This is a genomic window from Sphingomonas piscis (assembly GCF_011300455.1).
Taxonomy (GTDB): domain Bacteria; phylum Pseudomonadota; class Alphaproteobacteria; order Sphingomonadales; family Sphingomonadaceae; genus Sphingomicrobium; species Sphingomicrobium piscis.
The window spans coordinates 1,097,791-1,119,310 of record NZ_CP049869.1 but is presented as its reverse complement, the minus strand read 5'-3'; the positions used below and the strand labels follow the sequence as shown (position 1 = coordinate 1,119,310).

General features: G+C 62.3%; 13 protein-coding genes, 1 tRNA gene and 3 pseudogenes. 12 read left to right on the top strand and 5 right to left on the bottom strand.

The features are described from left to right. Nucleotides 1-9 precede the first annotated feature (9 nt). The 3 genes and pseudogenes from G7077_RS05450 to G7077_RS05440 form a co-directional block, all read right to left on the bottom strand. Nucleotides 10-1,802: pseudogene (locus G7077_RS05450) on the bottom strand (alpha-amylase family glycosyl hydrolase). Next, complete coding sequence (locus G7077_RS05445) at nucleotides 1,799-3,253, bottom strand: tryptophan halogenase family protein (RefSeq protein WP_246167497.1); 1,455 nt, start codon at nucleotides 3,251-3,253, stop codon at nucleotides 1,799-1,801. The pseudogene G7077_RS05450 and the gene G7077_RS05445 overlap by 4 nt, the downstream one beginning before the upstream one ends. A gap of 134 nt (nucleotides 3,254-3,387) precedes the next feature. Then, entirely contained in the window at nucleotides 3,388-6,255 is a 2,868-nt protein-coding gene (locus tag G7077_RS05440; protein WP_166410825.1) for a TonB-dependent receptor, read from the bottom strand. Between the two features lie 208 nt (nucleotides 6,256-6,463). Between G7077_RS05440 and G7077_RS05435 the strand changes: the two genes are divergently transcribed. The 5 genes and pseudogenes from G7077_RS05435 (at nucleotide 6,464) to G7077_RS14090 (ending at nucleotide 13,600) form a co-directional block, all read left to right on the top strand. Continuing rightward, nucleotides 6,464-7,489, top strand: coding sequence for a LacI family DNA-binding transcriptional regulator (locus G7077_RS05435; protein WP_166410824.1), 1,026 nt, complete (start codon nucleotides 6,464-6,466; stop codon nucleotides 7,487-7,489). A gap of 122 nt (nucleotides 7,490-7,611) precedes the next feature. Further along, a pseudogene (locus tag G7077_RS05430) lies at nucleotides 7,612-9,113 on the top strand (MFS transporter). Between the two features lie 264 nt (nucleotides 9,114-9,377). Continuing rightward, entirely contained in the window at nucleotides 9,378-10,931 is a 1,554-nt protein-coding gene (locus G7077_RS05425) for a tetratricopeptide repeat-containing sulfotransferase family protein (protein WP_166412341.1), read from the top strand. Nucleotides 10,932-11,018: 87 nt separating this feature from the next. Next, nucleotides 11,019-12,722 carry a TonB-dependent receptor gene (locus G7077_RS05420; RefSeq protein WP_246167413.1) on the top strand — a complete coding sequence of 568 codons (1,704 nt, stop codon included), beginning with the start codon at nucleotides 11,019-11,021 and terminating at the stop codon, nucleotides 12,720-12,722. Between the two features lie 47 nt (nucleotides 12,723-12,769). Continuing rightward, on the top strand, nucleotides 12,770-13,600 hold the full coding sequence (locus tag G7077_RS14090) for a TonB-dependent receptor domain-containing protein (RefSeq protein WP_246167411.1): 831 nt from the start codon (nucleotides 12,770-12,772) through the stop codon (nucleotides 13,598-13,600). Nucleotides 13,601-13,957: 357 nt separating this feature from the next. Here G7077_RS14090 and G7077_RS05415 read toward each other — a convergent pair. Together G7077_RS05415 and G7077_RS05410 are read right to left on the bottom strand one after the other, a co-directional pair. Next, nucleotides 13,958-14,953, bottom strand: a pseudogene (locus tag G7077_RS05415) (spinster family MFS transporter); the annotation flags it as partial. Between the two features lie 119 nt (nucleotides 14,954-15,072). Beyond that, a complete protein-coding gene (locus G7077_RS05410) occupies nucleotides 15,073-15,639 on the bottom strand; it encodes a hypothetical protein (protein ID WP_166410823.1) in 567 nt (188 codons plus the stop codon). A 64-nt stretch (nucleotides 15,640-15,703) separates the two neighbouring features. Here G7077_RS05410 and hslV point away from each other — a divergent pair, with 64 nt between their 5' ends. The 7 genes from hslV to G7077_RS05375 all read left to right on the top strand — a co-directional run bounded on the left by hslV (nucleotide 15,704) and on the right by G7077_RS05375 (nucleotide 21,511). After that, nucleotides 15,704-16,243 (top strand): ATP-dependent protease subunit HslV, encoded by a 540-nt coding sequence (hslV, locus tag G7077_RS05405; protein WP_166410822.1) that lies wholly within the window; start codon nucleotides 15,704-15,706, stop codon nucleotides 16,241-16,243. 12 nt (nucleotides 16,244-16,255) lie between these two features. Then, entirely contained in the window at nucleotides 16,256-17,551 is a 1,296-nt protein-coding gene (gene hslU / locus G7077_RS05400) for an ATP-dependent protease ATPase subunit HslU (protein ID WP_166410821.1), read from the top strand. Between the two features lie 87 nt (nucleotides 17,552-17,638). Continuing rightward, a tRNA-Pro gene (locus G7077_RS05395) sits at nucleotides 17,639-17,715 on the top strand. A 50-nt stretch (nucleotides 17,716-17,765) separates the two neighbouring features. Beyond that, the gene (gene yajC / locus G7077_RS05390; protein ID WP_246167409.1) at nucleotides 17,766-18,074 is read left to right on the top strand and encodes a preprotein translocase subunit YajC; all 309 of its coding nucleotides are present in this window, start codon (nucleotides 17,766-17,768) and stop codon (nucleotides 18,072-18,074) included. Between the two features lie 12 nt (nucleotides 18,075-18,086). Continuing rightward, complete coding sequence (gene secD, locus G7077_RS05385; RefSeq protein ID WP_166410819.1) at nucleotides 18,087-19,682, top strand: protein translocase subunit SecD; 1,596 nt, start codon at nucleotides 18,087-18,089, stop codon at nucleotides 19,680-19,682. 10 nt (nucleotides 19,683-19,692) lie between these two features. Beyond that, on the top strand, nucleotides 19,693-20,643 hold the full coding sequence (secF, locus tag G7077_RS05380) for a protein translocase subunit SecF (protein WP_166410818.1): 951 nt from the start codon (nucleotides 19,693-19,695) through the stop codon (nucleotides 20,641-20,643). A gap of 76 nt (nucleotides 20,644-20,719) precedes the next feature. Continuing rightward, the gene (locus G7077_RS05375) at nucleotides 20,720-21,511 is read left to right on the top strand and encodes an outer membrane protein assembly factor BamD (protein ID WP_166410817.1); all 792 of its coding nucleotides are present in this window, start codon (nucleotides 20,720-20,722) and stop codon (nucleotides 21,509-21,511) included. The last annotated feature ends 9 nt before the right edge of the window (nucleotides 21,512-21,520 follow it).

Here is a 21,520-nt window from a genome sequence, read left to right as displayed (position 1 = left end):
TGCAATTCCTTAGCGAGCATTGCAGACTGCATAACCGAAGGCCGGCAGGCTGATGCGGACACTGCCGGGCGCGCTTGCGGCAGCCGGGCACTGCCCAAGCAGCGTATCGAACTTCGTCGACCCGACCTCTACGACAAGGTTTCGCTCCAGCGGCACGGCCGACGTATTCACTGCCACCAGTACCTCATTGCCGTCGAGCAGACGCGAGAAGGCCAGAAGCCCCGGCTTGTCCCCCACAGCTCGAAGCCGTGTCGCCCCGTGCCGAAGCGCGGGCGCACCTTTGCGCATCTGCGCAAGCGTAGCCGTAAAGCGGTAAAGGGAGCCGAGGTGTCGAAGTTGCTCTGCGCCGTGGTTGCGGTTGAAGCGATCAGGCGGTTGTCATTGTAAACGGCGGTGCGGGAGGGGAACATGTCCTCGCGCGCGTCCTGGTCGATCCCGTCGCCGGCGAACCCTTGTTCGTCGCCGTAGTAGATGGTCGGAACGCCTCGGGCCGTGAACAGCAGCACATTGGCGAGCTTCATCCGCGCGAGTTGCTCCTCGTCCGACGCACCGGGGAAAGCCTTGCGGAGGTGATAACCGAAGCGTCCCTGATCGTGATTGCCGAGAAAAGTTGGAAGTTGTGTCGCCGCCTGGGCACCCCCTTCGTACAAGACGTCCTGCGCGAAAAAGGTGCGCCAGATCTCGGTCGGCTCGTTTCCGGCGACCGAGCGCATGACCGCTTGCTTGAAGGCGAAGTCCAGCACTGCCGGAAACCTGTCGTTGCGTGTGTGAAGGGCGAGCCGGCCGGGCTGGAAATCGTCGTCCGCAACCTCCCCGAAGATGTGGAAGTTCGGGATGCCCTTTGCCTTGGCCCGCTCCAGCATCGTTGGAACGAAGGCCTGCCAGAATTCCGGGTTCACGTGGCGGGCAGTGTCGATGCGGAAGCCGTCGATGCCGAAGCGGTCGATCCACGATCCAAAGATCTCGATGAATCCGCGCACCACACGCGGATTGTCAGTCATGATGTCGTCGAGGCCAATGAAGTCGCCGCGCGTCATGGACTCGCCCGAGAAGCTGCTGTCGCCGCGATTGCGATAGTAGATCGCGTCGTTCAGCCAGGACGGGACTTTTACGCTTCGCTCCGTTGCAGGTATGCGCACGGTATAAGCGTAATTGGGGTCGGTGAGCTTCGCGAAGTTCTCATCGGTGCGAACGTCTTCGCCCGCGAAGCCGGGGTTGATCGGCGTGCCACCGACGCCGCCCCGCCGCTGGTACGGGTAATCGGCAATGCTGCGATATGGGCAGGCTTTGCCTTCGCACTCGGCCAACTGGATCACGTCCGCCGTGTGGTTCGTGATAATGTCCATGTAGACCTTCATCCCGCGCGCATGGGCGGCGTCGACGAAGGCCTTGAATTCGGCATTGGTGCCGAAGTGCGGGTCAACCTGGGTGAAGTCGGTCACCCAGTAACCGTGGTAGCCGGCGCTGTAGGTGCCCGGCCCGCCCTGAACCGGCTTGTTCTTGAATATCGGCGCAAACCAAATGGCCGTGACTCCAAGGCCCTGGATGTAGTCCAGGCGCTTGATCAACCCGCGAAGATCGCCACCATGATAGAAACCCTTGTGCGTGGGGTCGAAGCCTGTCGCGAGCCGGTCACCGCGCAAGCCGCCGCGATCGTTACGGTTGTCACCATTTTCGAACCGGTCCGGAAGCAGGAAATAGATGACTTCGTCCTGCGGGGGCCGCTGCCGGAAATCCTGTGCCGGTGATGTTGCGGCAGTGCAGGCCGCCACTAGGCCGAGGAGCGTACGGCGCAGGCTCATGCAGCAACCGCGGCGCATCGTTGCGCGATGATGTCCTGATGCGCAGGCATCTGGCGCACTTCGCGAGAGAGCAAAGCCTCCCATGTGTCGAGATAGGACTGCAGATCTGCCTCCGATACACTGTCGGCCATGGGGTGATTTCGTTCCGGGACGATGCCTTGTCCGACCATGACCTGGAGCCACGCGACCTCGGCAAACAAGTCCTGCTCGTCCCGGACGATATGACCGGCACCGCGAAACAGATCGACTTTGTGCTGCACCGCGTCGGGCACGGCCATGTCCCGGCAGGCGCGCCAGAACTCGCTGTCGTCACGCTCGGTCAATTTGTAGTGGAGGATCAGGAAATCCCGGACACGCTCATATTCCGCGGCAGTCTGGCGGTTGAACTCCGCCCGCTCGACGTCGCTTTCCGTGCCGCGCGGCAGCAACTCTAGCAGACGCTGCAGGCTCGACTGGACGAGATGAATGCTGGTCGATTCCAACGGCTCGAGAAAACCGGAGGCAAGGCCAAGGGCGATGACGTTGCGGTTCCAGAACTTGCGGCGGCGTCCGGCGGTGAAGCTAAGCGGGCGCGGATCGGCCTGCGGCGCACCATCGAGGTTCGCCAGAAGCAGCTGTTCGGCATGGGCATCGCTGGTGAAGGCGGAGGCGTAGACGTAGCCGTTGCCGACGCGATGTTGCAGCGGAATTCGCCACTGCCATCCCGCGGGCCGGGCCGTTGCCCTTGTATACGGGATGAGACCTTCCGCGCCGTGACTCGACGGAGCCGCCAGTGCACGGTCGCAGGGGAGCCAGCGACTCCAATCTTCGAAACCCGTCTTAAGCTGCCCTTCGATCAGCAGACCCCGGAAGCCCGAGCAGTCGAGGAATAGGTCGCCCTCGATCGAGCGCCCATCGTCGAGCGAGACCGAGCCGACATTTCCGCTCTCGCCTTCGAGCTCAGCGGAGACGATCTTGCCTTCGATGCGGATCACTCCCCGCGCTTCCGCTATGTGTCGCAGGAAGGCTGCGTAGAGGCCCGCGTCGAAGTGGAACGCGTACGGCATCGGCGGCAGTTTGTCGGTGGTCCGCAACTTGCCCCGCTGCATCTTGCCGGCGCGTGCAGCCAGTTCGTTCAGGGCGTAGGCGCGAAGATCCTTGCCGACGCCAAGCTTTCTTGCCCGCGTCCAGTAATGCTGGAAAGGCACGATGCCGATGTCGCGCCCGACGTCGCCGAACGCATGCATGTAGCGGTCGCCGATACGGCCCCAGTCTACGAACTCGATGCCAAGCTTGAAGGTGCCGCCGGTTGCCCGCAGGAACTCGTCCTCGTCGATCCCTAGGGCCTGATTAAAGAGATTGATCTGCGGGATGGTTGCTTCGCCGACCCCGACCGTTCCGATCTCGTCGCTTTCGACGAGGCAAATGCGGTAGCCGTCCTGCGTCAGCGGGGCGAGCACGGCCGCCGCCATCCAGCCGGCCGTGCCGCCGCCGACGATGGTGATGCGGGTATGGAAGTCGCGGTCACTCACATGGACACCCGGGAGAAAAGGGGACAGGCGAGCCACGAATGGGGAGGAGGCTCGCCTGTCCTCATGGCCAACACTTAAAACTTGTAGGCAATGCCCAAGTAGAAGTCGCGGCCGTAGCGCTGATAGTCCCGCACGAACCGGCTATCCCCAAGCTCGTACGTGACGAAGGGACGGTCGGTCAGGTTCTTGCCCTGCGCCAAGATCGACAGGCCCTCCAGGGCTGAGCCGGGCTGGAATTCATAGCCGATCTGTGCGTCGAGAATGCCTTCCGGCCGTGCGGTCCGGAATTCCGGGTTGGCTGAAAGACCGGCGATCTCCGCCAGGAACTTGGAACGGTAGCGGTAGCTCACCCGCGCCTGGAAGCCGTTCTTCTCGTAATAGCCTTCTGCGGTTCCAACCCATTTCGACAGGCCGGGAATGGTGATCGCATCCGGCGAGTTGGCGAACCGGACCCGGCTCTTCACGCGGCTGACGCTGCTGAAAATGCCGAAACCGTCCAGCACCGAGCTGAAGTTGGCGAAGGGCATGGAGAGCGACAATTCCTGCCCGCGAATGTAACCGCGGCCCGTGTTGGCCGGGAACCCAAGGCGACCCTGCGTGGTGCCGATCTGGGCACGAATTACCGCCGGGAGATTGGCCGCGAGGTCAGCGAAGTCGTAGACGGCCGCATTGTTGGGATCGACGAAATCGGTCAGCTTCTTCCGAAAGGCGGTCAGCGCGAGGTAGCCACCCTTGCGGAAGTAATTTTCGATGCTGAGGTCGAGATTGCGGGATCGGTAGGGCTCCAGTGCCGGGTTGCCGCCGGTCGAGCTGAACGCGCTGTTGGCGGCGGTGGTGCCGCTCAGCCGCGAGAAGTCGATCGAGACGTTCTGGGTGATCCGCTCCTGATCCATGCGCGGGCGAACCATCGTCTTCGACGCGCCCGCCTTGATGAACAGCCCTTCGGTGGCTTCCAACGACAACGCTAGGCTAGGCAGCACGTCGGTGTAGCGGTGCGACTGCTCGGCATCGGTCAGGGTAACGGTGGGCACGCCGCCGATGGTTGCGAGGTTCGCCAACCGTCCGCTTGACGATTGGTTGGTCCGCACCACCTGAACGCCGACGGTTCCGCCGAGAGGCATGGCACCAAGCTCGGTGTCGATGGTCAGCGCCGCATAACCGGTCAGTACCTTTTCCGTCACATTATAGTCCCGAGCCAGCGAGTCCGGACGGTTGTCGAACTCGCGATCGTAGGAGTTGCGGTAAAGATAGAGCGGATCCAGCGCGAGCATGCCCGGAACACCCAAGTAGTCGAGCGGAACGGTGCCGTTGACGGCCTCGCTCGGAATTGGGGCCGACAGAGCCTGACCGCTGGTGAGGGTGCAGCTGGGATTTGGATCCTTCGGGCACAGGAAATAGCTCTTGTACCGGCTGTCCTTGCTGCGCCGCGAGAAGATGGCACCGACTTCCCACTTGCTCAGGAACCCGCCGCCGATCTGGCCGTCGAGGCTTGTCCGTAGCGCCTTGAGGTCGTCCTGGAAGTCCGGGCGGTTGAGGAAGCCCGATTGAACAACCGTCGCTGTGCCGTTGTAGCCCCAGCCGCGCGGGTCGGTCAGGACGAAATTGGCGGGATTGGTGTAGCTCAGCGTCGGCACGATCTGGTAGCGGTTGTCATCGCCTAGGCTGATGTTCAGCGTGTCGCGTGCACCAGACAGATTGTACCCCGTGCCGCTGTAATTCTCGAGCAGGAAGTCGGTGCGCTCAGTATTCGACCAGCTGCCGTCGACCGTGAGGTTCAGCCCTTCGGTCAATGCGTAGACGACGTTTGCGCCAAGTGAGTAATTGTTGGCCTTGCGACGGTTAAAGTCGTTGCGAACGACGCCGACAACGCCCGAGACCGTCGCGTCCGTGACCAGACCATCTTCAACGGTGTAACCCGGAGCAATCGTCGCGGCGCTGCCCCATGCGGGTGCGATCGGGAACTCGATGCCACGCAGGTACTGCGTTTCCTTGAACTTGGAATAAAGGCCGTCGAGGGTGATGTGGAGCCGATCGTTCGGCTGCACCTCGATGGTACCAACGACGCCTGTTCGGTCGAGAATGCTCGACTGCACGTATGGCTTGGCACCGCCGATGATGAAGTTCCCGCCGACCGTCGCTTCAGCGGGGAACCCCCAGCTGTTGTAACGCTCGTTCTGCGTGGGAGAGCGCGTCGTCGAAAACCCTAGAGCGACGCCGACCGTATCCTGGGCGAATTGCTGCACCCATGTTGCCGACGCTCGATGGCCGACGCGCTTGCCTTCGGGGTTTAGCTTGTCCTGGCTGTTTAGCTGGCCGCGAAGCTGCACCGCTAGCGTCGGTTTCTCCTTCAACGGGCGCAGCATTCTAAGGTCCACGGTGCCGGAGATGCCCGCTGGCACCACGCCGGCGTTTGCCGACTTGTAGACGATCACGTTGCGGAAGAATTCGGACGGGTACTGATCGTATTCCACGCCGCGATTGTCGCCGACGGTAACCTGCTCCCGTCCGTTCAGAAGCGTGGTGCCGAAGTCCGGTCCAAGTCCGCGGATGGACAGGCGCTGGTCGCGCCCTTCGAGCCGCTGGGCCGTTACGCCGGGAAGCCGCGCCAACGAGTCCGCGATCGACACGTCCGGAAGCTTGCCGATGTCTTCGGCCGAGATTGCCTCGACGATGACGGCATTGTTCTTCTTGATCCGTTCGGATTGGGCCAGTGACGCGCGGATGCCGGTGACGACCAGGTCAGCGCCCTCCGTCACGGGTGGCGCGGCCTCCACGCCGGCCGCGTCGGAGGGCGTGCCATCGGTGGAGGGGCCGACAGAGGTTGCGGTTTCCTGAGCCGTGTCTTGGGCATGCGCCGGGGCGGCCCCGACGATCAGCGCAACCCCAAGTGCGAAAGGACTTACGGCGCCGGTGATATGAGCGCGCGTCGACAGTCGAAGCATTCTATTCTCCCCTCCTTACCCGCAAGACAGCGGGCGATCAGGGGCCTTTGCGGCCCTCTGCTATATTCCTTCTTGATTATCAGCTGCCGGATGGTTCGGAAGAGAAGGTAGGTGAAGCTACATACGTATTCAGAACTTATGCGGTGGAGCCGAAGCCGCGCCGTCGCCGCTATACATACGTATGCAGGCACTCTAGCTTTCACGGATCATGCAGAGGCGGCCGACCTCATTCGACATTGCAGCACTGGCAGGTGTTTCCCAGCCAACGGTGTCGCGCGCCTTGTCGGGCAATCACTCAGTCAGCGCGGATACCCGGGCGCGCGTGCTCGCGGCAGCGGAGCAGCTCAACTACAAGGTCGACAAGAATGCTTCGAGCCTACGCCGGCAGCATTCCAAAACCCTGGCCCTGTTGTTCTTCGAGGAACCGTCGTCGGACGGCGCAGCAATCAACCCCTTCTACCTTTCAATGCTGGGGCCGATGGTGCGTTGCTGCGCGCAACGAGGATATGACCTGCTGATCTCCTTTCAGCAACTCTCGTCCGACTGGCACGTCGACTATGAAGATAGCCGAAAGGCGGACGGGATCATTCTTCTTGGTTACGGCGATTATCGCGAGCACCGGCCGAAGCTACTCGCCTTACTAGAGCGGGAGACTCACTTCGTTCGCTGGGGATCCGCCGACAAGTCGAGCATCGGACCCACCATCTGCTCCGACAATGAACAAGGCGGTTTCGACGCTACCGAACATCTGATTGCCCAGGGCCGGAAGCGGATTGCGTTTATCGGCACCGCAACGTCCGCTTACCCGGAACTGCTGGATCGGTGGCGGGGATATTGCCGCGCCCTTTCTGCCTACGGCCTGGATGCCGACGTCGCCTTACGGGCCGATGCCGAGCCGGAAGAAGCCGACGGCCGGGCTGCGGTGGCCGATCTGCTCGCTCGTGGAGTGGCCTTCGACGCCATCTTCGCTGCAAGCGATATGGCAGCAATCGGTGCCATGCATGCGCTTCAGAGTTTAGGCAAAAAGATCCCGGATGAGGTCGCCATCATCGGCTTCGACGACATTCCCGCAGCCAGCCTTTCAAGTCCGCCGCTCAGCACCATGCGTCAGGATGCACGGGGTGCCGGTGAGGCCCTTGTCGACGTTCTGCTCCGATCGATCGACGGCAAAGAGGTGGGCGGGACCCTTCTGCCCGTGCGTCTGGTGATCCGGGAATCATCGGCAAGCGCCTGATCTGTATTCGTATGCAATCAGGACGTCGGCATTGCCGCGCCTCGGAGCTTCTGCCAGCCTGACCGGAAGAGCGGCCGTTAGAGCCGCCCGCTTGGGGACGATGCATGAACGATCATTCGGCCATGGGTAAGCCGCGGCAGCCGCTGTCCGGCTTGTGGAACATTTCCTTTGGCTTCTTCGGCATCCAGATCGGCTTCGCGCTGCAGAACGCGAACATGAGCCGGATCTTTCAATCGCTTGGATCAAGTCTCGACGACCTGCCCGCCTTGTGGATCGCGGCGCCGCTGACCGGCCTGCTGGTGCAGCCGATCGTCGGCTATATGTCGGATCGCACCTGGCTCGGCCGTCTCGGGCGGCGTCGCCCCTATTTTTTGGCGGGGGCAGTGCTCGCGGCCTTATCCCTGTTTCTGATGCCATTGTCCGACCTCCTGCTGGTGTCGGCCCTTCTTCTCTGGACGCTGGACGCAAGCCTCAACATCTCGATGGAGCCGTTTCGGGCATTCGTCGGCGACATGCTGCGCAAGGATCAGCATGCGACCGGCTATGCAGTACAGACAGCCTTTATCGGCGCAGGCGCCGTCATAGGTTCGGCATTCCCGTGGGCGCTTGATTCGCTCGGCGTGTCCAATGCCGACGTGGGGGCGGAATTCCCGACACGGTTCGCTACAGCTTCTGGTTCGGCGGCGCGGCGCTGTTTCTCTCGGTGCTATGGACCATCCTGACCACGCGCGAATATTCGCCCGCGCAAATGGCCACGTTCGAGGTCGATTCCGCAACGGATGATGACGCGGTGGCGAGCCTCGCAGGCAAGTCGCTCATCGCTCCTTTCTCGTGGATTGCCGCTGGTGTCGCTGTTCTAGCCGCGGTCCTGACCTTGCAGCTCGAGAAGGAACTTTATCTCTTGGCGATGCTGCTGGCACTTTACGGGGTGCTGAGCGGTGTTGCGGTCATGCTTGCGCGCCACGGTGCACGGTCGAACATGCTCAGTCAGATTGTCGGCGACTTCGCCGGCATGCCATCGGTGATGAAGCGGCTGTCGGTTGTCCAGTTCTTCAGCTGGTCAGCCTTGTTCATCATGTGGATCTACACGACGCCGGTGGTCGCATCCGCCGTTTACGGGAACAGCGATCCCGGAAGCGCGGTTTACCAAGAAGCGGCCAACTGGGTCGGCATCCTTTTTGCCGTGTATAACGGCATCGCTGCTATCGCTGCGCTTATTCTGCTGCCACTGCTTTCCCGCAAGATCGGAATGGCCCGGACGCACGTCGTGTGTCTGCTCGCAGGCGCGGCAGGGTTTGCCAGCTTCCTCGTCATTCGCGATCCGTACTTGCTGCTCCTCAGCGAAGTGGGCATCGGCGTGGCTTGGGCATCGATCCTTGCGACGCCCTATGCCATTCTCGCTTCCGCTTTGCCCCAGCAGAAGCTGGGCATCTACATGGGTCTGTTCAACGTATTCGTCGTGATTCCGCAGTTGCTAGTGGCCACGATCATGGGTTCGCTGATGAAGGCGCTCTTTCCGGACCAGCCTCTCTGGACAATGGCGATTGGTGCCGGAGTCCTCGTGCTCGCTGCCGTGGCGATGCACGATGTCGCGGTCGAAAGCCAAGACGGTCGCGGCGCCTGATCGTCGAACGCCGACGTAAGCGGACAGTCCGCAGACGGCGCGTGCCTTCCGTCTCGGTACGCTCATCAATCTTAAGCTAGTGCGCCCTCAGATATCGTGGGAGCTGCGATCGATTGTCCTCTTTTTAGACCGTGTTCCATTGGCCCGGCAGGCGATCGTCGATCGCAAAGTGGAACGCGTAGTTGGCGCAATCGCCATGTCGCGTTTAAACTCCGAACTGTGAAGGCCGCATCTTCTGGTTCGCAACATTGGCATCCACGGCTCATCGAGGCTGCGCTGGCCCTTCACGAGAACCGCTTGGACGCCGCGGAACGTTTGCTGAAGCCTCACCTCAAAGAGCGACCGTTCGACGTTCGCGCGATCCGGATGCTTGCGGAGTTGGCGGCTCGGATCGGACGCATGCGCGATGCAGAGACGTTGTTGCGCCGGGCCATTGAAATTGCGCCGAATTTCACGGCGGCAAGAGCCAACCTGGCGCTGGTGCTGAGCCGAATGGGACGTCCTGCCGAGGCTATGGACCTCCTGGATGTCGTTTTCGAAGAAGAGCCGGATGCCATCGGCCACCTCAATCTCAAGGCGGCAACACTGGGACGGCTCGGCGATTTCAATGAGGCTATCCGCATCTATGAAGAAGTTCTTGAGCGAGCGCCGGGGCAGCCGAGGGTTTGGTTGAGCTACGGCCATATGCTGAAGACCTTGGGCCGCCAAACCGAGGGCGTGGAGGCTTATCGCCGCGCAATCGAGTTGAAGCCGGAACTTGGAGAGGCGTGGTGGAGCCTTGCGAACCTCAAGACCATCCGTTTCGACGACAAGGATATCGAGGCGATGCAAACGGCACTCGCCTATGACGGGATCAGCGAAGAGGATCGCTTTCACCTGGAGTTCGCCCTGGGCAAGGCGATGCACGACCGGCGCCGTGCCGACGATGCATTTGCCCATTACCAGCGCGGAAATGCGCTCCGCCGGCAAAGGCAGCCCTTCCGCTCTGGCGATCTCACGCGAACCGTCGACAAATGTCTGGAGCTACTTACTCCAGAGCTGCTGAACCGGGAGGGCGGTTGCGAAAAGGCCGACCCGATTTTCATCGTCGGCATGCCGCGCGCCGGATCGACGTTAATCGAGCAGATCCTGTCCTCCCACCCTTTGGTCGAGGGCACGTCGGAACTGCCCGATCTGCCGGTAATTGCCCGGGAGCAGGGCTCCTACCCCGCGGCGTCGACGACACTCACGGCGAACCAGAGTCGGCTCGCTGGAGAGGAATATCTGCAGCGCGCGTCCGTTCAGCGGCGAACGCACCGGCCCTATTTTGTCGACAAGTTACCTAACAACTGGCTGTTCGTGCCATTCATTCAGCTCGTGCTGCCGAATGCGAAGATCATCGACGCGCGTCGGCATCCGCTGGGCTGCTGCATGTCCAACTACCGTCAGCATTTCGCGCGCGGGCAGGACTTCACGTACGATCTTGAAGACGTTGGCCAGTACTACCGCGATTACGTTCGGCTGATGGCGCATGTGGACGCCGCCGTCCCGGGTCGAGTCCACCGGGTGATCTACGAACGGATGGTTACTGACACAGAAGCTGAGGTTCGGCGCCTGCTTGCTTATTGCGGGCTCGAGTTCGATCCAGCCTGCCTCTCCTTCTACGAGACCGAGCGGCCGGTGCGGACGGCAAGCTCCGAACAGGTCCGGCAGCCCATCTACAAGGCGGCCATGGAGGAGTGGCAGCCATATTCAGATTATCTCGGCCCACTCCGGCAAGCCCTCGGTTCCGTGCTCGATTCCTATCCGGAGGTTCCCGCGTCATTGTTGCAACGCTGAAACCAATACGAGCGTCAAAATATGACGCCGCGTTGACAATGCTGTGAAGCTCTGACGCAATGCGGGCAATCACGCGAAGGGGGCTTCATGACTGGGACGATCCGCTCTTTGACCTTGGGTCTGCTGGCCTCCACGTCAATCGGGGCACCCGGTTGGGCTCAGTCGACTGGCGACTCTCCAGCTCCCGCCACGAACGCCACAAACGTTACTGGCGAAACGCCTTCCGAGCAGACCGCAAATGACGGGCAAGTTCCCGATAGTACGGAGATCGTCGTTACCGCGCAGAAGCGCGAAGAGAACCTCCAGGATGTGCCCGTTAGCATCCAGGCGATCGGCACGAGGCGCCTCGACCAGCTGAACATCTCCAACTTCGAAGATTACACCAAACAGCTTCCGTCCGTCAGCTTCCAGGCGTCTCAGAGCGGCGGCACCGTTATCTACATGCGCGGCGTTGCAACCGGCGGTGACGGCAACCATTCGGGATCCCTCCCATCCGTCGGCACCTATCTGGATGAACAGCCCGTCACCACAATCGGCGGCGCGCTGGACGTTCACATCTACGACATCGCCCGGATCGAGAGTCTCGCAGGTCCGCAGGGCACCTTGTACGGCGCCAGCAGCCAGGCCGGCACCATTCGCATCATCACCAACAAGCCGGAACTGGGCATAACGTCCGGCCGGGTCGATGCGGAGCTGAACAGGGTTGCGCACGGCGGAATGGGCGGCAGCCTGGAGGGCATGATCAACTTGCCGGTCGCAAGCAACATCGCCTTGCGTGCAGTCGGCTTTTACAAGCGCGATGCGGGCTTCATTGATGGTGTTGCGGGAAGCCGCACCTACTGCGGTGATCCGACGTTCGACGGCAACGGCGACATCGATGGTTGCGTTCGCAACGGCATAACGGTCAACAATGACGGGTTCACGGGCAAGAACTTCAACGACACGCGTGTCTATGGCGGGCGCGCTGCGCTCAAGATCGACCTGGACGACAATTGGACCGTCACGCCGACGGTCATGCATCAGAACAGCAAAAGCGACGGCTTCTATGGGTTTGACCCGGAGCTTGGCGACCTCAACATCGACAGGTTTCGCGATGAGGTGCGCAAGGACAAGTTCACGCAGGCGGCGCTGACGATCGAAGGCAAGATCTCGAACTTCGATCTCACCTATGCCGGTGCTTACATGAAGCGGCCGACCTACTCGGTCAGCGACTACACCGATTATGCCGATGCCTACGACAGCTACTATGAGAGCGTCGGCGGGCTTGCCAACTACTTCTACTACCAGGACGCGGCTGGAAACACGATCGACCCGCGCCAGTACATCGTGGCCACCGACAACTTCAAGAAGATGAGCCACGAAGTGCGGATTTCGACCCCGCAGGACTGGCCATTCCGAGCTCTCATCGGCGCCTTCTACCAGCGCCAGACCAACCATATTTTCCAAAATTACATCGTCGATAATCTGGCCCCGGACCTATCCGTCAATGGATGGCCCGAAACACTTTGGCTTACTCTGCAGAACCGGAAGGACAAGGATTACGCATTGTTTGGTGAAGCAAGCGTGGATGTCACGCCTCAGCTAACGCTGACCGCCGGCGGGCGCCTGTTCAAATATGACAACAGCCTATTCGGTTTTGCCGGCTTCGGCCGCAATCCTGGGTTCGATGAGGACACCTTTGCCGAGCCGCCGAATGGTGCCGGCGGCAGCTCGGGCGCTCGGCGCTGTCTGACGGTCAACGGCTTGCAGCTCATCGAGGATGAGGACTCGCCTCTCGCATCGGGGGCGTAGCCGGAACACCTTGCACCAACGTCGGCAATGTCGTCGCCGGCAAGGCGGTGCCTCGGCGAAGCAAGGGGAATGGTTTCACCCACCGGCTGAACTTGCAGTACAAGCCCGCGGAGGACCTGATGTTCTATGGCACATGGTCCCGCGGCTTTCGTCCCGGCGGGATCAATCGGCAGCCGAGCGCGCCGGCCTATGATCCTGATTACATCACGAACTTCGAGCTGGGCTGGAAGACGCGGCTCGGGCCGCTGCGTTGGAATGGTGCAGTCTATCACCAGATTTGGAAGAAGTTTCAGTTCAGCTTCCTCGGCGAGAATAGCCTTACGGTTATTCAGAACGGCCGTGACGCCAAGATCAACGGCATCGAAACGGATGTCGGCTATGTGGCGGGTGGCCTGACGCTCAATGCCGCCGCGTCGCTGACCAGTGCCAAAACGAAGGGCAACATATGCCAAAGTATTCTCGACGATGACGATTGCTCCACCAGTTACACAGTAACGCCGTCGGGAACACGCCTGCCGATCACCCCCCGGTTCAAGGCCAACGCCACCGCGCGCTACGCCTGGGATCTCGGTGCCGGCAAGGCGCATGTGCAGGGGAGTGTCACCTACAAGGGGTCGGCGAGTACAGATATTCGCCAGGACCGAACCGGCGCAGGAGATAATCCCAACGATTATCTCGGCCGGCTGTCCTCATCGACATTGGTGGACGCCTTCATCGGCTATGATTGGAGCAGATTTACCGCAGAGCTGTTTGCGACCAATCTGTTTGACGAGCGTAACGAGCTTGCGCGCTTTGTCGCCTGCAGCATTTGCACGCAGACACGAGTGCTCCCGGGACGTCCGCGAACCATTGGATTCCGAATTGGAGCGCGGTTCTAACGCAGGCCCTAACCTTGGGTCGGGGCGTAGCTCTTCAGGCTTGTTCTCGCGAAAGCGCGCCTCGGGGCTGTGAGCTCTGCGGATTAGTGGGCATCGCCAAAAGCTAGCACGCTTGTTTGATGGTCGGCAGCCGGATTCCCTTGCTCCATACCAGTCCCGCGGCAATCGCCTGGCGGCGATGAAGTATAGCAAGGAGCTCAGCAGGTAGAAGGCCAGCCCGTAAAGGATCGAGTAGCGCAGCGCATCGTCGCCATGGGCGGCCTTCATCCGATCCGACATGAAGCCCAGGACGAAGATGCCAAAGGCGATTCCGATGAGATTGTTGATGAAGAGGAAGGTCGCCGACGTGGTGGCGCGGAGGCTCGGCGGGACGAGGTGCTGGACGGCGGTGACTACGGGCCCGAGCCATGCCAGGGTGAGCATCTGGCCAAAGGTGAAGAGCAGCCACGCAACGGGAAGGTTGGGACTGAACAGACCGGCCGCGAAGATTGGAACGGCAAGAAGGAAGCATAGCGCGGGGATGAGCGCATAGGCGCCGGGCCGGTCGGGACCAAGGCGATCGCCGATGACGCCACCCACCCAAGTCCCGAGGATGCCGCCGACGAGCACGACTGACCCGTAGAACCAGCCCACCTGATCCAGCGGGAGCCCGAAGCTGCGGTTGAAGAAGCTGGGAAGCCAGAAGATCAGGCCGTAGCCGGGGATCGAGCCCAGGGCAGCGCCGAAAGAGAGCAGCCACAATGCCGGTTTCGCAAGCATTTGCCACGAACTGCGGCGATAATGCGGGCCTGCTGAAGGCACCGGGTCCATTCCGCCACGCACCGGCTCGGGGACCCAAAGCCTGATGGCAATCGCGGCGGGTAGGCCAGCCAATCCGACAATCAGGAAGGCTGTCCGCCATGAAAGATGCGACGCGAGCCAGCCGCCGCAAAAGATGCCGAGCGCAGACCCGATCGGAATGCCGAGCGAGAAGAAGGCGATCGCCCGAGCGCGCTGGTGGCGCGGGAAATAGTCGGAGATGAGCGAATAAGAGGGAGCGATGCCGCCGGCTTCCCCAGCCGCCACCCCCATCCGGGCAACGATCAGCTGCGCAAAGCTGTTCACCAGTCCGCCGGCGGCAGTGAACAGGCTCCATATTGTCACGGCCGCGGAGATGATCGTCACGCGGTTCTTGCGATCGGCCGCCCATGCGATGGGGATTGCAAGCAAGGCATAGAAGATACCGAACGCAACCCCGAGGGTGCTGAGCGCCGTGTCGCTGAGTTGAAACTCGGTGCGGATCGGAACGGCGAGAACGCCGATGATGTTGCGATCGACGAAGTTGAATATGTAGGCGACGAGCAGAAGCGCCATCGCCCGTGTCGAGTGAGAGGAACGCGACGGGCTTGGAGCTTCGGTGACCTCGTTCATGGCGAGCCGCTGTAGGGCAGCAGCGACAGAAATCCACCGAGCGCACGTGGTGGGCCGACGACTTATTTGTGCTCGCGCTGGGCGGTCCTGGATTGCTCCGCCTTGATGGCGGCGGCCGCTTCTTTGTCTTCCCGCTCCTGCTTGGCCTCGAGGTACAGCTCATACTCGGTCGGCTGCGGGTCGGTGACGAACATCTTGCCGACACTCTCCCCATTGGCCGCCTTTTGGGCCATGGTCGCTGCCGCGAGAGCGGCGCCCACCAGATCGATGGTAGGGGTGCCGCGGCAGCCCATCGGGCCAATCGTCTCGCAGCTTTTGTCGGCAAAGCGCTCCGGCTTCTTGGGGCGCCGGCCATTCTTGATCGCCCGCTTTGCCGCGAGGACGTCGGGGTTGATGCGGTAACCGTCCGGTTTCACCGCGCAGACCACGATCTCGCCCGGTTCGGTGGGCAACTCGTTGCTGCACGTCTCCGAACCTTGAGCCGTCGCTTTCGCCGAGGGTGCAGGGGGAACGACCGGTCCCGACTGCGCCGCCTGGGCGGAGAGCAAGATCAGCAGCGGTTCAAGCAGTGCATCCTCCCTCGTCGCGAACCATTCCTCTGCCGAGAGAAAGCTGAACCTAGCTTGCACGAGGAAGGCGCGGACTTGTCGCCACCGGGCAGGCTTCCCAAGTGATTGGCCGAAGGAGCGGGCATTGGAAAGCTGGCACGGAACGACGATCCTCGGGGTGAAGAAGAACGGGCGCACGGTGATCGCCGGCGACGGTCAGGTCAGCCTGGGCAACACGGTGATAAAACCGAACGCAAAGAAGGTCCGCAGGCTCGGCGCTGACGGAAAGGTCATCGGCGGCTTTGCCGGCGCGACCGCCGATGCGTTCACCCTGTTCGAGCGGCTGGAGCGCAAACTCGAGCAATATCGTGGCCAGCTGATGCGCGCTGCGGTGGAGCTGGCCAAGGATTGGCGGACCGACAAGTATCTCCGCAATCTCGAGGCGATGATGATCGTCGCGGACGCGGAGACGATGCTGATCCTGACCGGTAACGGCGACGTGCTGGAGCCGGAGGGCGGGATCGCCGCGATCGGGTCGGGCGGCAATTATGCGCTCGCGGCGGCGCGAGCGCTTGCGGACTATGAAGCCGACCCGGAGGTCCTTGCGCGCCGGGCGATGGCGATCGCCGCCGAGGTCTGCGTCTTCACCAACGACCGGATGACCGTCGAAACGGTCGGCGCTTAACTCAGGACAAATATGAACGACAAACTCACTCCCAAGGCGATCGTTGCTGCCTTGGACGACCACATCATTGGACAGAATGAGGCGAAGCGGGCGGTGGCCGTGGCGCTCCGCAACCGCTGGCGGCGGCAGCAACTCGGGCCGGACTTGCGCGACGAAGTGACGCCCAAGAACATCCTGATGATTGGACCGACAGGGTGCGGCAAGACGGAGATCAGCCGCCGGCTGGCGAAGCTCGCCGACGCGCCGTTCGTGAAGGTCGAGGCCACCAAATTCACGGAAGTCGGCTATGTCGGCCGCGACGTCGAGCAGATCGCGCGCGACCTGGTCGAAGAGGCGGTGCGGCTTGAGCGCGAGCGGCGGCGCAATGCGGTGCGCTCCGCGGCGGAGGATGCCGCAATGGAGAAACTGCTCGATGCGCTGACCGGCAAGGGGTCGAGCGAGGCGACGCGCGCCAGCTTCCGCCAGCGCTTCCAGGATGGAAGCCTGAACAGCGCCGAGGTGGAGATTGAGGTCGACGAGGCGCCGGCGATGCCGTTCGAGATCCCGGGCATGGGCGCGCAGGTGTTCGACTTGAAGTCGATGATGGGCAAGCTTGGCGGCAATGGTCCGCGCAAGCGCCGCAAGCTCAAGGTGCCTGAAGCCTTCGCGCGGCTGACGGAAGAAGAGGCCGACAAGAGGCTCGATCCTGACGACGTCAACCGCGCCGCGCTTGCGGATGCGGAAGCGAACGGGATCGTCTTTCTCGACGAGATCGACAAGATCGCCGTTAGCGATGTGCGCGGCGGGTCGGTCAGTCGCGAGGGCGTGCAACGCGATCTCCTGCCGCTGATTGAGGGCACGACGGTCGCGACCAAGTATGGCCCGCTGAAGACTGATCACATCCTGTTTATCGCCAGCGGCGCGTTCCACGTCGCCAAGCCGTCAGACCTCTTGCCCGAGCTGCAAGGACGCCTGCCGATCCGGGTCGAGTTGAAGGCGCTGACGGAAGAGGATTTCATCCGCATCCTGTCGTCGACGCGGGCCAGTCTGACGAAGCAATATCAGGCGCTGCTCGGCACTGAGGGCGTGACGATCGAGTTCGCCGAAGACGGCATCGCCGCGCTCGCTCGCACGGCGGCCGGTGTCAATGATGCGGTTGAGAACATTGGCGCGCGGCGGCTCCAGACCGTGATGGAAAAGCTGTTGGAAGACATCAGCTTCGAAGCGGAGGACCGTCGCGGCGAGACGTTGCGCATCGATGCGGCCTTCGTCGACCAGCAATTGTCGGGGATCGCCCGCAACACCGATCTCAGCCGCTATGTGCTCTAGCGGCGGGCGGGTCGAAGCGCCTTGCGTTGCGCACCGCCCGCGACTAGATGCCCGTCACCGTCCTTTCGGTCTCCGGAAGGCGGCGGTCGGGGCGTAGCGCAGCCTGGTAGCGCATCACACTGGGGGTGTGGGGGTCGCTGGTTCGAATCCAGTCGCCCCGACCATCCGCCCATGAGGGATTGATCTCCGTAACATGTCCAACACGAGCCTTTTGATGACCAGCACGTCGGCGGGTGGTCCTGCCGCGGCATTTGTCAGCTTCTTTCCGCTGATCCTGATCTTCGTGATCTTCTATTTCCTCATGATCCGCCCCCAGCAGCGCCGCATCAAGGAGCAGCAGGCGACCATCGCGGCAGTGAAGAAGGGGGACGAGGTGGTCACCGCCGGCGGGATCAAGGGCCGGATTACGCGTGTGACGGATGATGAAGCCGAGGTGGAGATTGCGCCCGGCACTCGTGTCCGCGTGGTCAAGTCGACGCTCAGCCAGGTGCTGACTCGGTCGGCCAAGCCGGCGAACGACTGAGGCGCTTAAGCGATGCTCGATTTCCCTCGTTGGAAGGTCTGGGCGGTATCGCTCTCGATCCTCGTAGGCCTATTGCTCGCGCTTCCCAGCCTGATTGCGGGAACGACGCTTGCCAGCAAATATCCTACCTGGCTGCCGAGTGCGAAGATCAACCTCGGTCTCGACCTTGCCGGCGGCAGCCATCTCCTTCTCGAGGCCGACCTCCAAGGGTTTGCCAAGCAGCGTCTGGCCCGGATGGAGGAGACGGTGCAGACGGAAATGCGCCGTGATCCGCGGATCGAGATCGGCGACGTATCGACCTCCGGTGGCAGGTTGACCTTCATGGTGCGCGATCCGCGTCAGGTGGATGATGCGGTCGAACGCATGCGCACCGTCACCCGACCGGTCGGCCTCACCGGCACCCGGGACTGGGACGTGCAGGTGATCGACACAACGCGTGTGGTGATGACCCCCACCGCGGACGGCTCGCGCACCGAATTGCGCAACACCATGACCAGCGCCCGGGACATCGTCCGGCGCCGCATCGACCCGCAGGGGACGAAGGAAGTCACGGTCATCAACCAGGGCGAAAGGCGCATCCTGGTCCAGGTGCCGGGCGTCGAGAACCCGGAAGCGCTCAAGGCGCTGATCGGGCAGACCGCACGTCTCGAATTCAAACTGGTCGACCTTGACGCCGACCCGGCGCTGGTTGCTCAGTGCCGCGCGCCCGCCGGAAGCGAAGCGCTGCCGATGGTGGATCAGCCGACCGCCTGTATGGCCGTCAAGCGGCGGACCATCGTCGACGGCGAAAACCTCACCAGTGCGAAGCAGAGCTTCGACGAGAATGGTAACCCGGCCATCTCCTTCACCTTCGACACGGCCGGCGCCAAGCGCTTCGGCCGGGTGACTCAGGAGAATATCGGCAAGCCCTTCGCGATCATTCTCGACAGCAAGGTGCTGTCGGCGCCGAATATCCAGTCGGCCATTCTTGGCGGGCAGGGACAGATCACGGGTAATTTCACGGTCGAGTCCGCCAATCAGCTTGCCATTGCGCTCTCCAGCGGCCGGCTGCCCGTGAAGCTGAACGTCATCGAAGAACGCACCGTCGGTCCCGAACTCGGCAAGGACTCGATCCGCAAGGGCGCGATTGCCAGCATCGTCGCGACTTTCGCGGTGATCCTGTTCATGCTGGTCACGTATGGCCGGTTCGGGGTCTATGCGACGCTCGGCCTGATCGTGAACGCCATCCTGATCCTCGCCGGACTGGCTGTCTTCGGCTCGGCCCTGACTCTGCCCGGCATCGCCGGCTTCGTGCTTACCATCGGCGCTGCGGTGGATGCCAACGTGCTGATCAACGAGCGCATCCGCGAAGAACAACGGCGCGGCCGGCGCGTGCTTGATTCGATCGAGACCGGCTACAAGGAAGCATCGACCGCCATTTTTGACGCCAACATCACCAACGTCATCGCCGCCGCGCTGATGTGGTATTTCGGCTCTGGTCCGGTGCGCGGCTTTGCCGTGGTGCTGATGATCGGGATCGTCACCTCGGTGTTCACGGCGGTCAATTTCACGCGAATGCTGGTGGCGATCTGGGTCCGCCGCAAGCGGCCGCGCGAACTGCACATCTAGGACGCTTCCCATGCGGCTTTTGAAACTCGTCCCCGACAACACCAACATCGACTTCATGCGCTGGCGGAACATCGCGCTTGTGCTGTCGATCATCGCCACGGTTGCGAGCCTGGTCACCGTCGGCGTCAAAGGCCTGAACCTTGGCGTCGATTTCGTCGGCGGGCAGATGGTGCGAACCACGTTCGCCCAGCCCGTCCAGGTTGATCAGCTGCGTAACCGCGTGGAACAGCTGGGCGTCGGTGAGGCCAGCATTCAGGAATTTGGCGGCCCGCGCAGCTATCAGATCCGGCTGCCGCGCCCCGAAGGCGGGGAAGCAGCGGCCAATCTCGTCGCCAGCAAGGTGCGCGGCATGCTGGAGCAGCAATATCCTGGCGCCCGCGTCGATGCGGTCGAGACGGTTTCGGGAAAGGTCTCAGAGGAACTCGCCCGCGACGGCGCCCTCGCCATTGCGCTCGCCATGCTCGGCATCGCCATCTACATCTGGTTCCGCTTCGAATGGCAGTTCGGCGTGGGCGCGCTCGTGACGCTGTTCCACGACGTGGCGATGACGCTGGGCTTCTTCTCGATTACCGGGCTTCAGGTCGACCTCAACGTCGTTGCCGCGATCCTGACCATTGTCGGCTATTCGCTGAACGACACGGTGGTGATCTACGACCGCATCCGCGAGAATCTGCGGAAGTATCGCAAGATGGCGATCGTGCCCCTGCTCAACCTCTCGCTCAACGAAACCTTATCCCGGACAATGGTGACCTCCCTATCGATCCTGCTCGCGCTCGGCGTGCTGATGTTGATAGGGCCGGACGTCATTCAGGGGCTCACCATCGCCATCTTCCTTGGCATCTTCATTGGGACTTATTCGTCCATTTACATCTCCTCGCCGGTGCTGGTGTGGCTGGGAGTGAAGCCTGACAGCTTCCTTCGGACCGACGACAATGAAGAGGGCGCGACGGCACGGGCTTGAGCCGTTCAGCAGATTATCAGCTTGGCCCCGCCATCGCCGCTTGGCCATCATCATTGCCGACGCTAATGAGGACCATATGTCCAAGCTGACCCGTAATGCCGCCATCATCATGGCGTGCGCCGTCGCCCTTCCGCTGTCCGGTTGCGCCCGCAACAAGGCGACGACGGATACGAACTACATCGCACGCGACGTGAACACACTCTACGCGGCCGCCAAGCAGAAGCTCGACCAGCGCGACTATGAGGTTGCGGCGAAGCTGTTCGACGAGGTGGAGCGGCAGCATCCCTATTCAGCCTGGGCCCGCCGTGCCCAGCTGATGAGCGCCTTCAGCTACTATCTCGCCTCCAAATATCCGGAGGCGGTGAGCTCGGCGCAACGCTTCGTCACCATCCATCCGGGCAATCGCGAGGCGCCTTACGCCCATTACCTCATCGCGATGAGCTATTATCAGCAGATCCCGGACGTTACCCGGGACCAAAGCACGACGCAGCAGGCACTGGACGCGTTCGGCGAGCTGATCCGCCGGTACCCGCAAAGCCGCTACGCCGCCGATGCCCGGCTCAAGCTCGATCTCATCAACGACCATCTCGCGGGCAAGGAGATGGAGGTCGGCCGCTTCTACCAGCGGTCGGGCAACTGGCTGGCGTCCGTGGCCCGCTTCCGCAACGTGGTCGACAAGTATCAGACCAGCAGCCACACGCCCGAGGCGCTGGAGCGTCTGGTTGAGTCCTATCTCGCCCTCGGCATCCCCGAAGAGGCGCACAAGACGGCGGCGGTGCTCGGCCGCAATTACCCGTCCAGTCCTTATTACAAGCACGCGTACGAGCTGATCGCGCGGCACAGCCCGCAGGCCGCAACGCAGGGGTGATCGACCGCC

Coding starts and splice junctions, on each gene's coding strand:
- G7077_RS05445 (WP_246167497.1), bottom strand. CDS start 3,253: ATGGCGGCGGCCGTGCTCGCCCCGCTGACGCAGGACGGCTACCGCATT.
- G7077_RS05440 (WP_166410825.1), bottom strand. CDS start 6,255: ATGCTTCGACTGTCGACGCGCGCTCATATCACCGGCGCCGTAAGTCCT.
- G7077_RS05435 (WP_166410824.1), top strand. CDS start 6,464: ATGCAGAGGCGGCCGACCTCATTCGACATTGCAGCACTGGCAGGTGTT.
- G7077_RS05420 (WP_246167413.1), top strand. CDS start 11,019: ATGACTGGGACGATCCGCTCTTTGACCTTGGGTCTGCTGGCCTCCACG.
- hslU (WP_166410821.1), top strand. CDS start 16,256: ATGAACGACAAACTCACTCCCAAGGCGATCGTTGCTGCCTTGGACGAC.
- yajC (WP_246167409.1), top strand. CDS start 17,766: ATGACCAGCACGTCGGCGGGTGGTCCTGCCGCGGCATTTGTCAGCTTC.
- secD (WP_166410819.1), top strand. CDS start 18,087: ATGCTCGATTTCCCTCGTTGGAAGGTCTGGGCGGTATCGCTCTCGATC.
- secF (WP_166410818.1), top strand. CDS start 19,693: ATGCGGCTTTTGAAACTCGTCCCCGACAACACCAACATCGACTTCATG.
- G7077_RS05375 (WP_166410817.1), top strand. CDS start 20,720: ATGTCCAAGCTGACCCGTAATGCCGCCATCATCATGGCGTGCGCCGTC.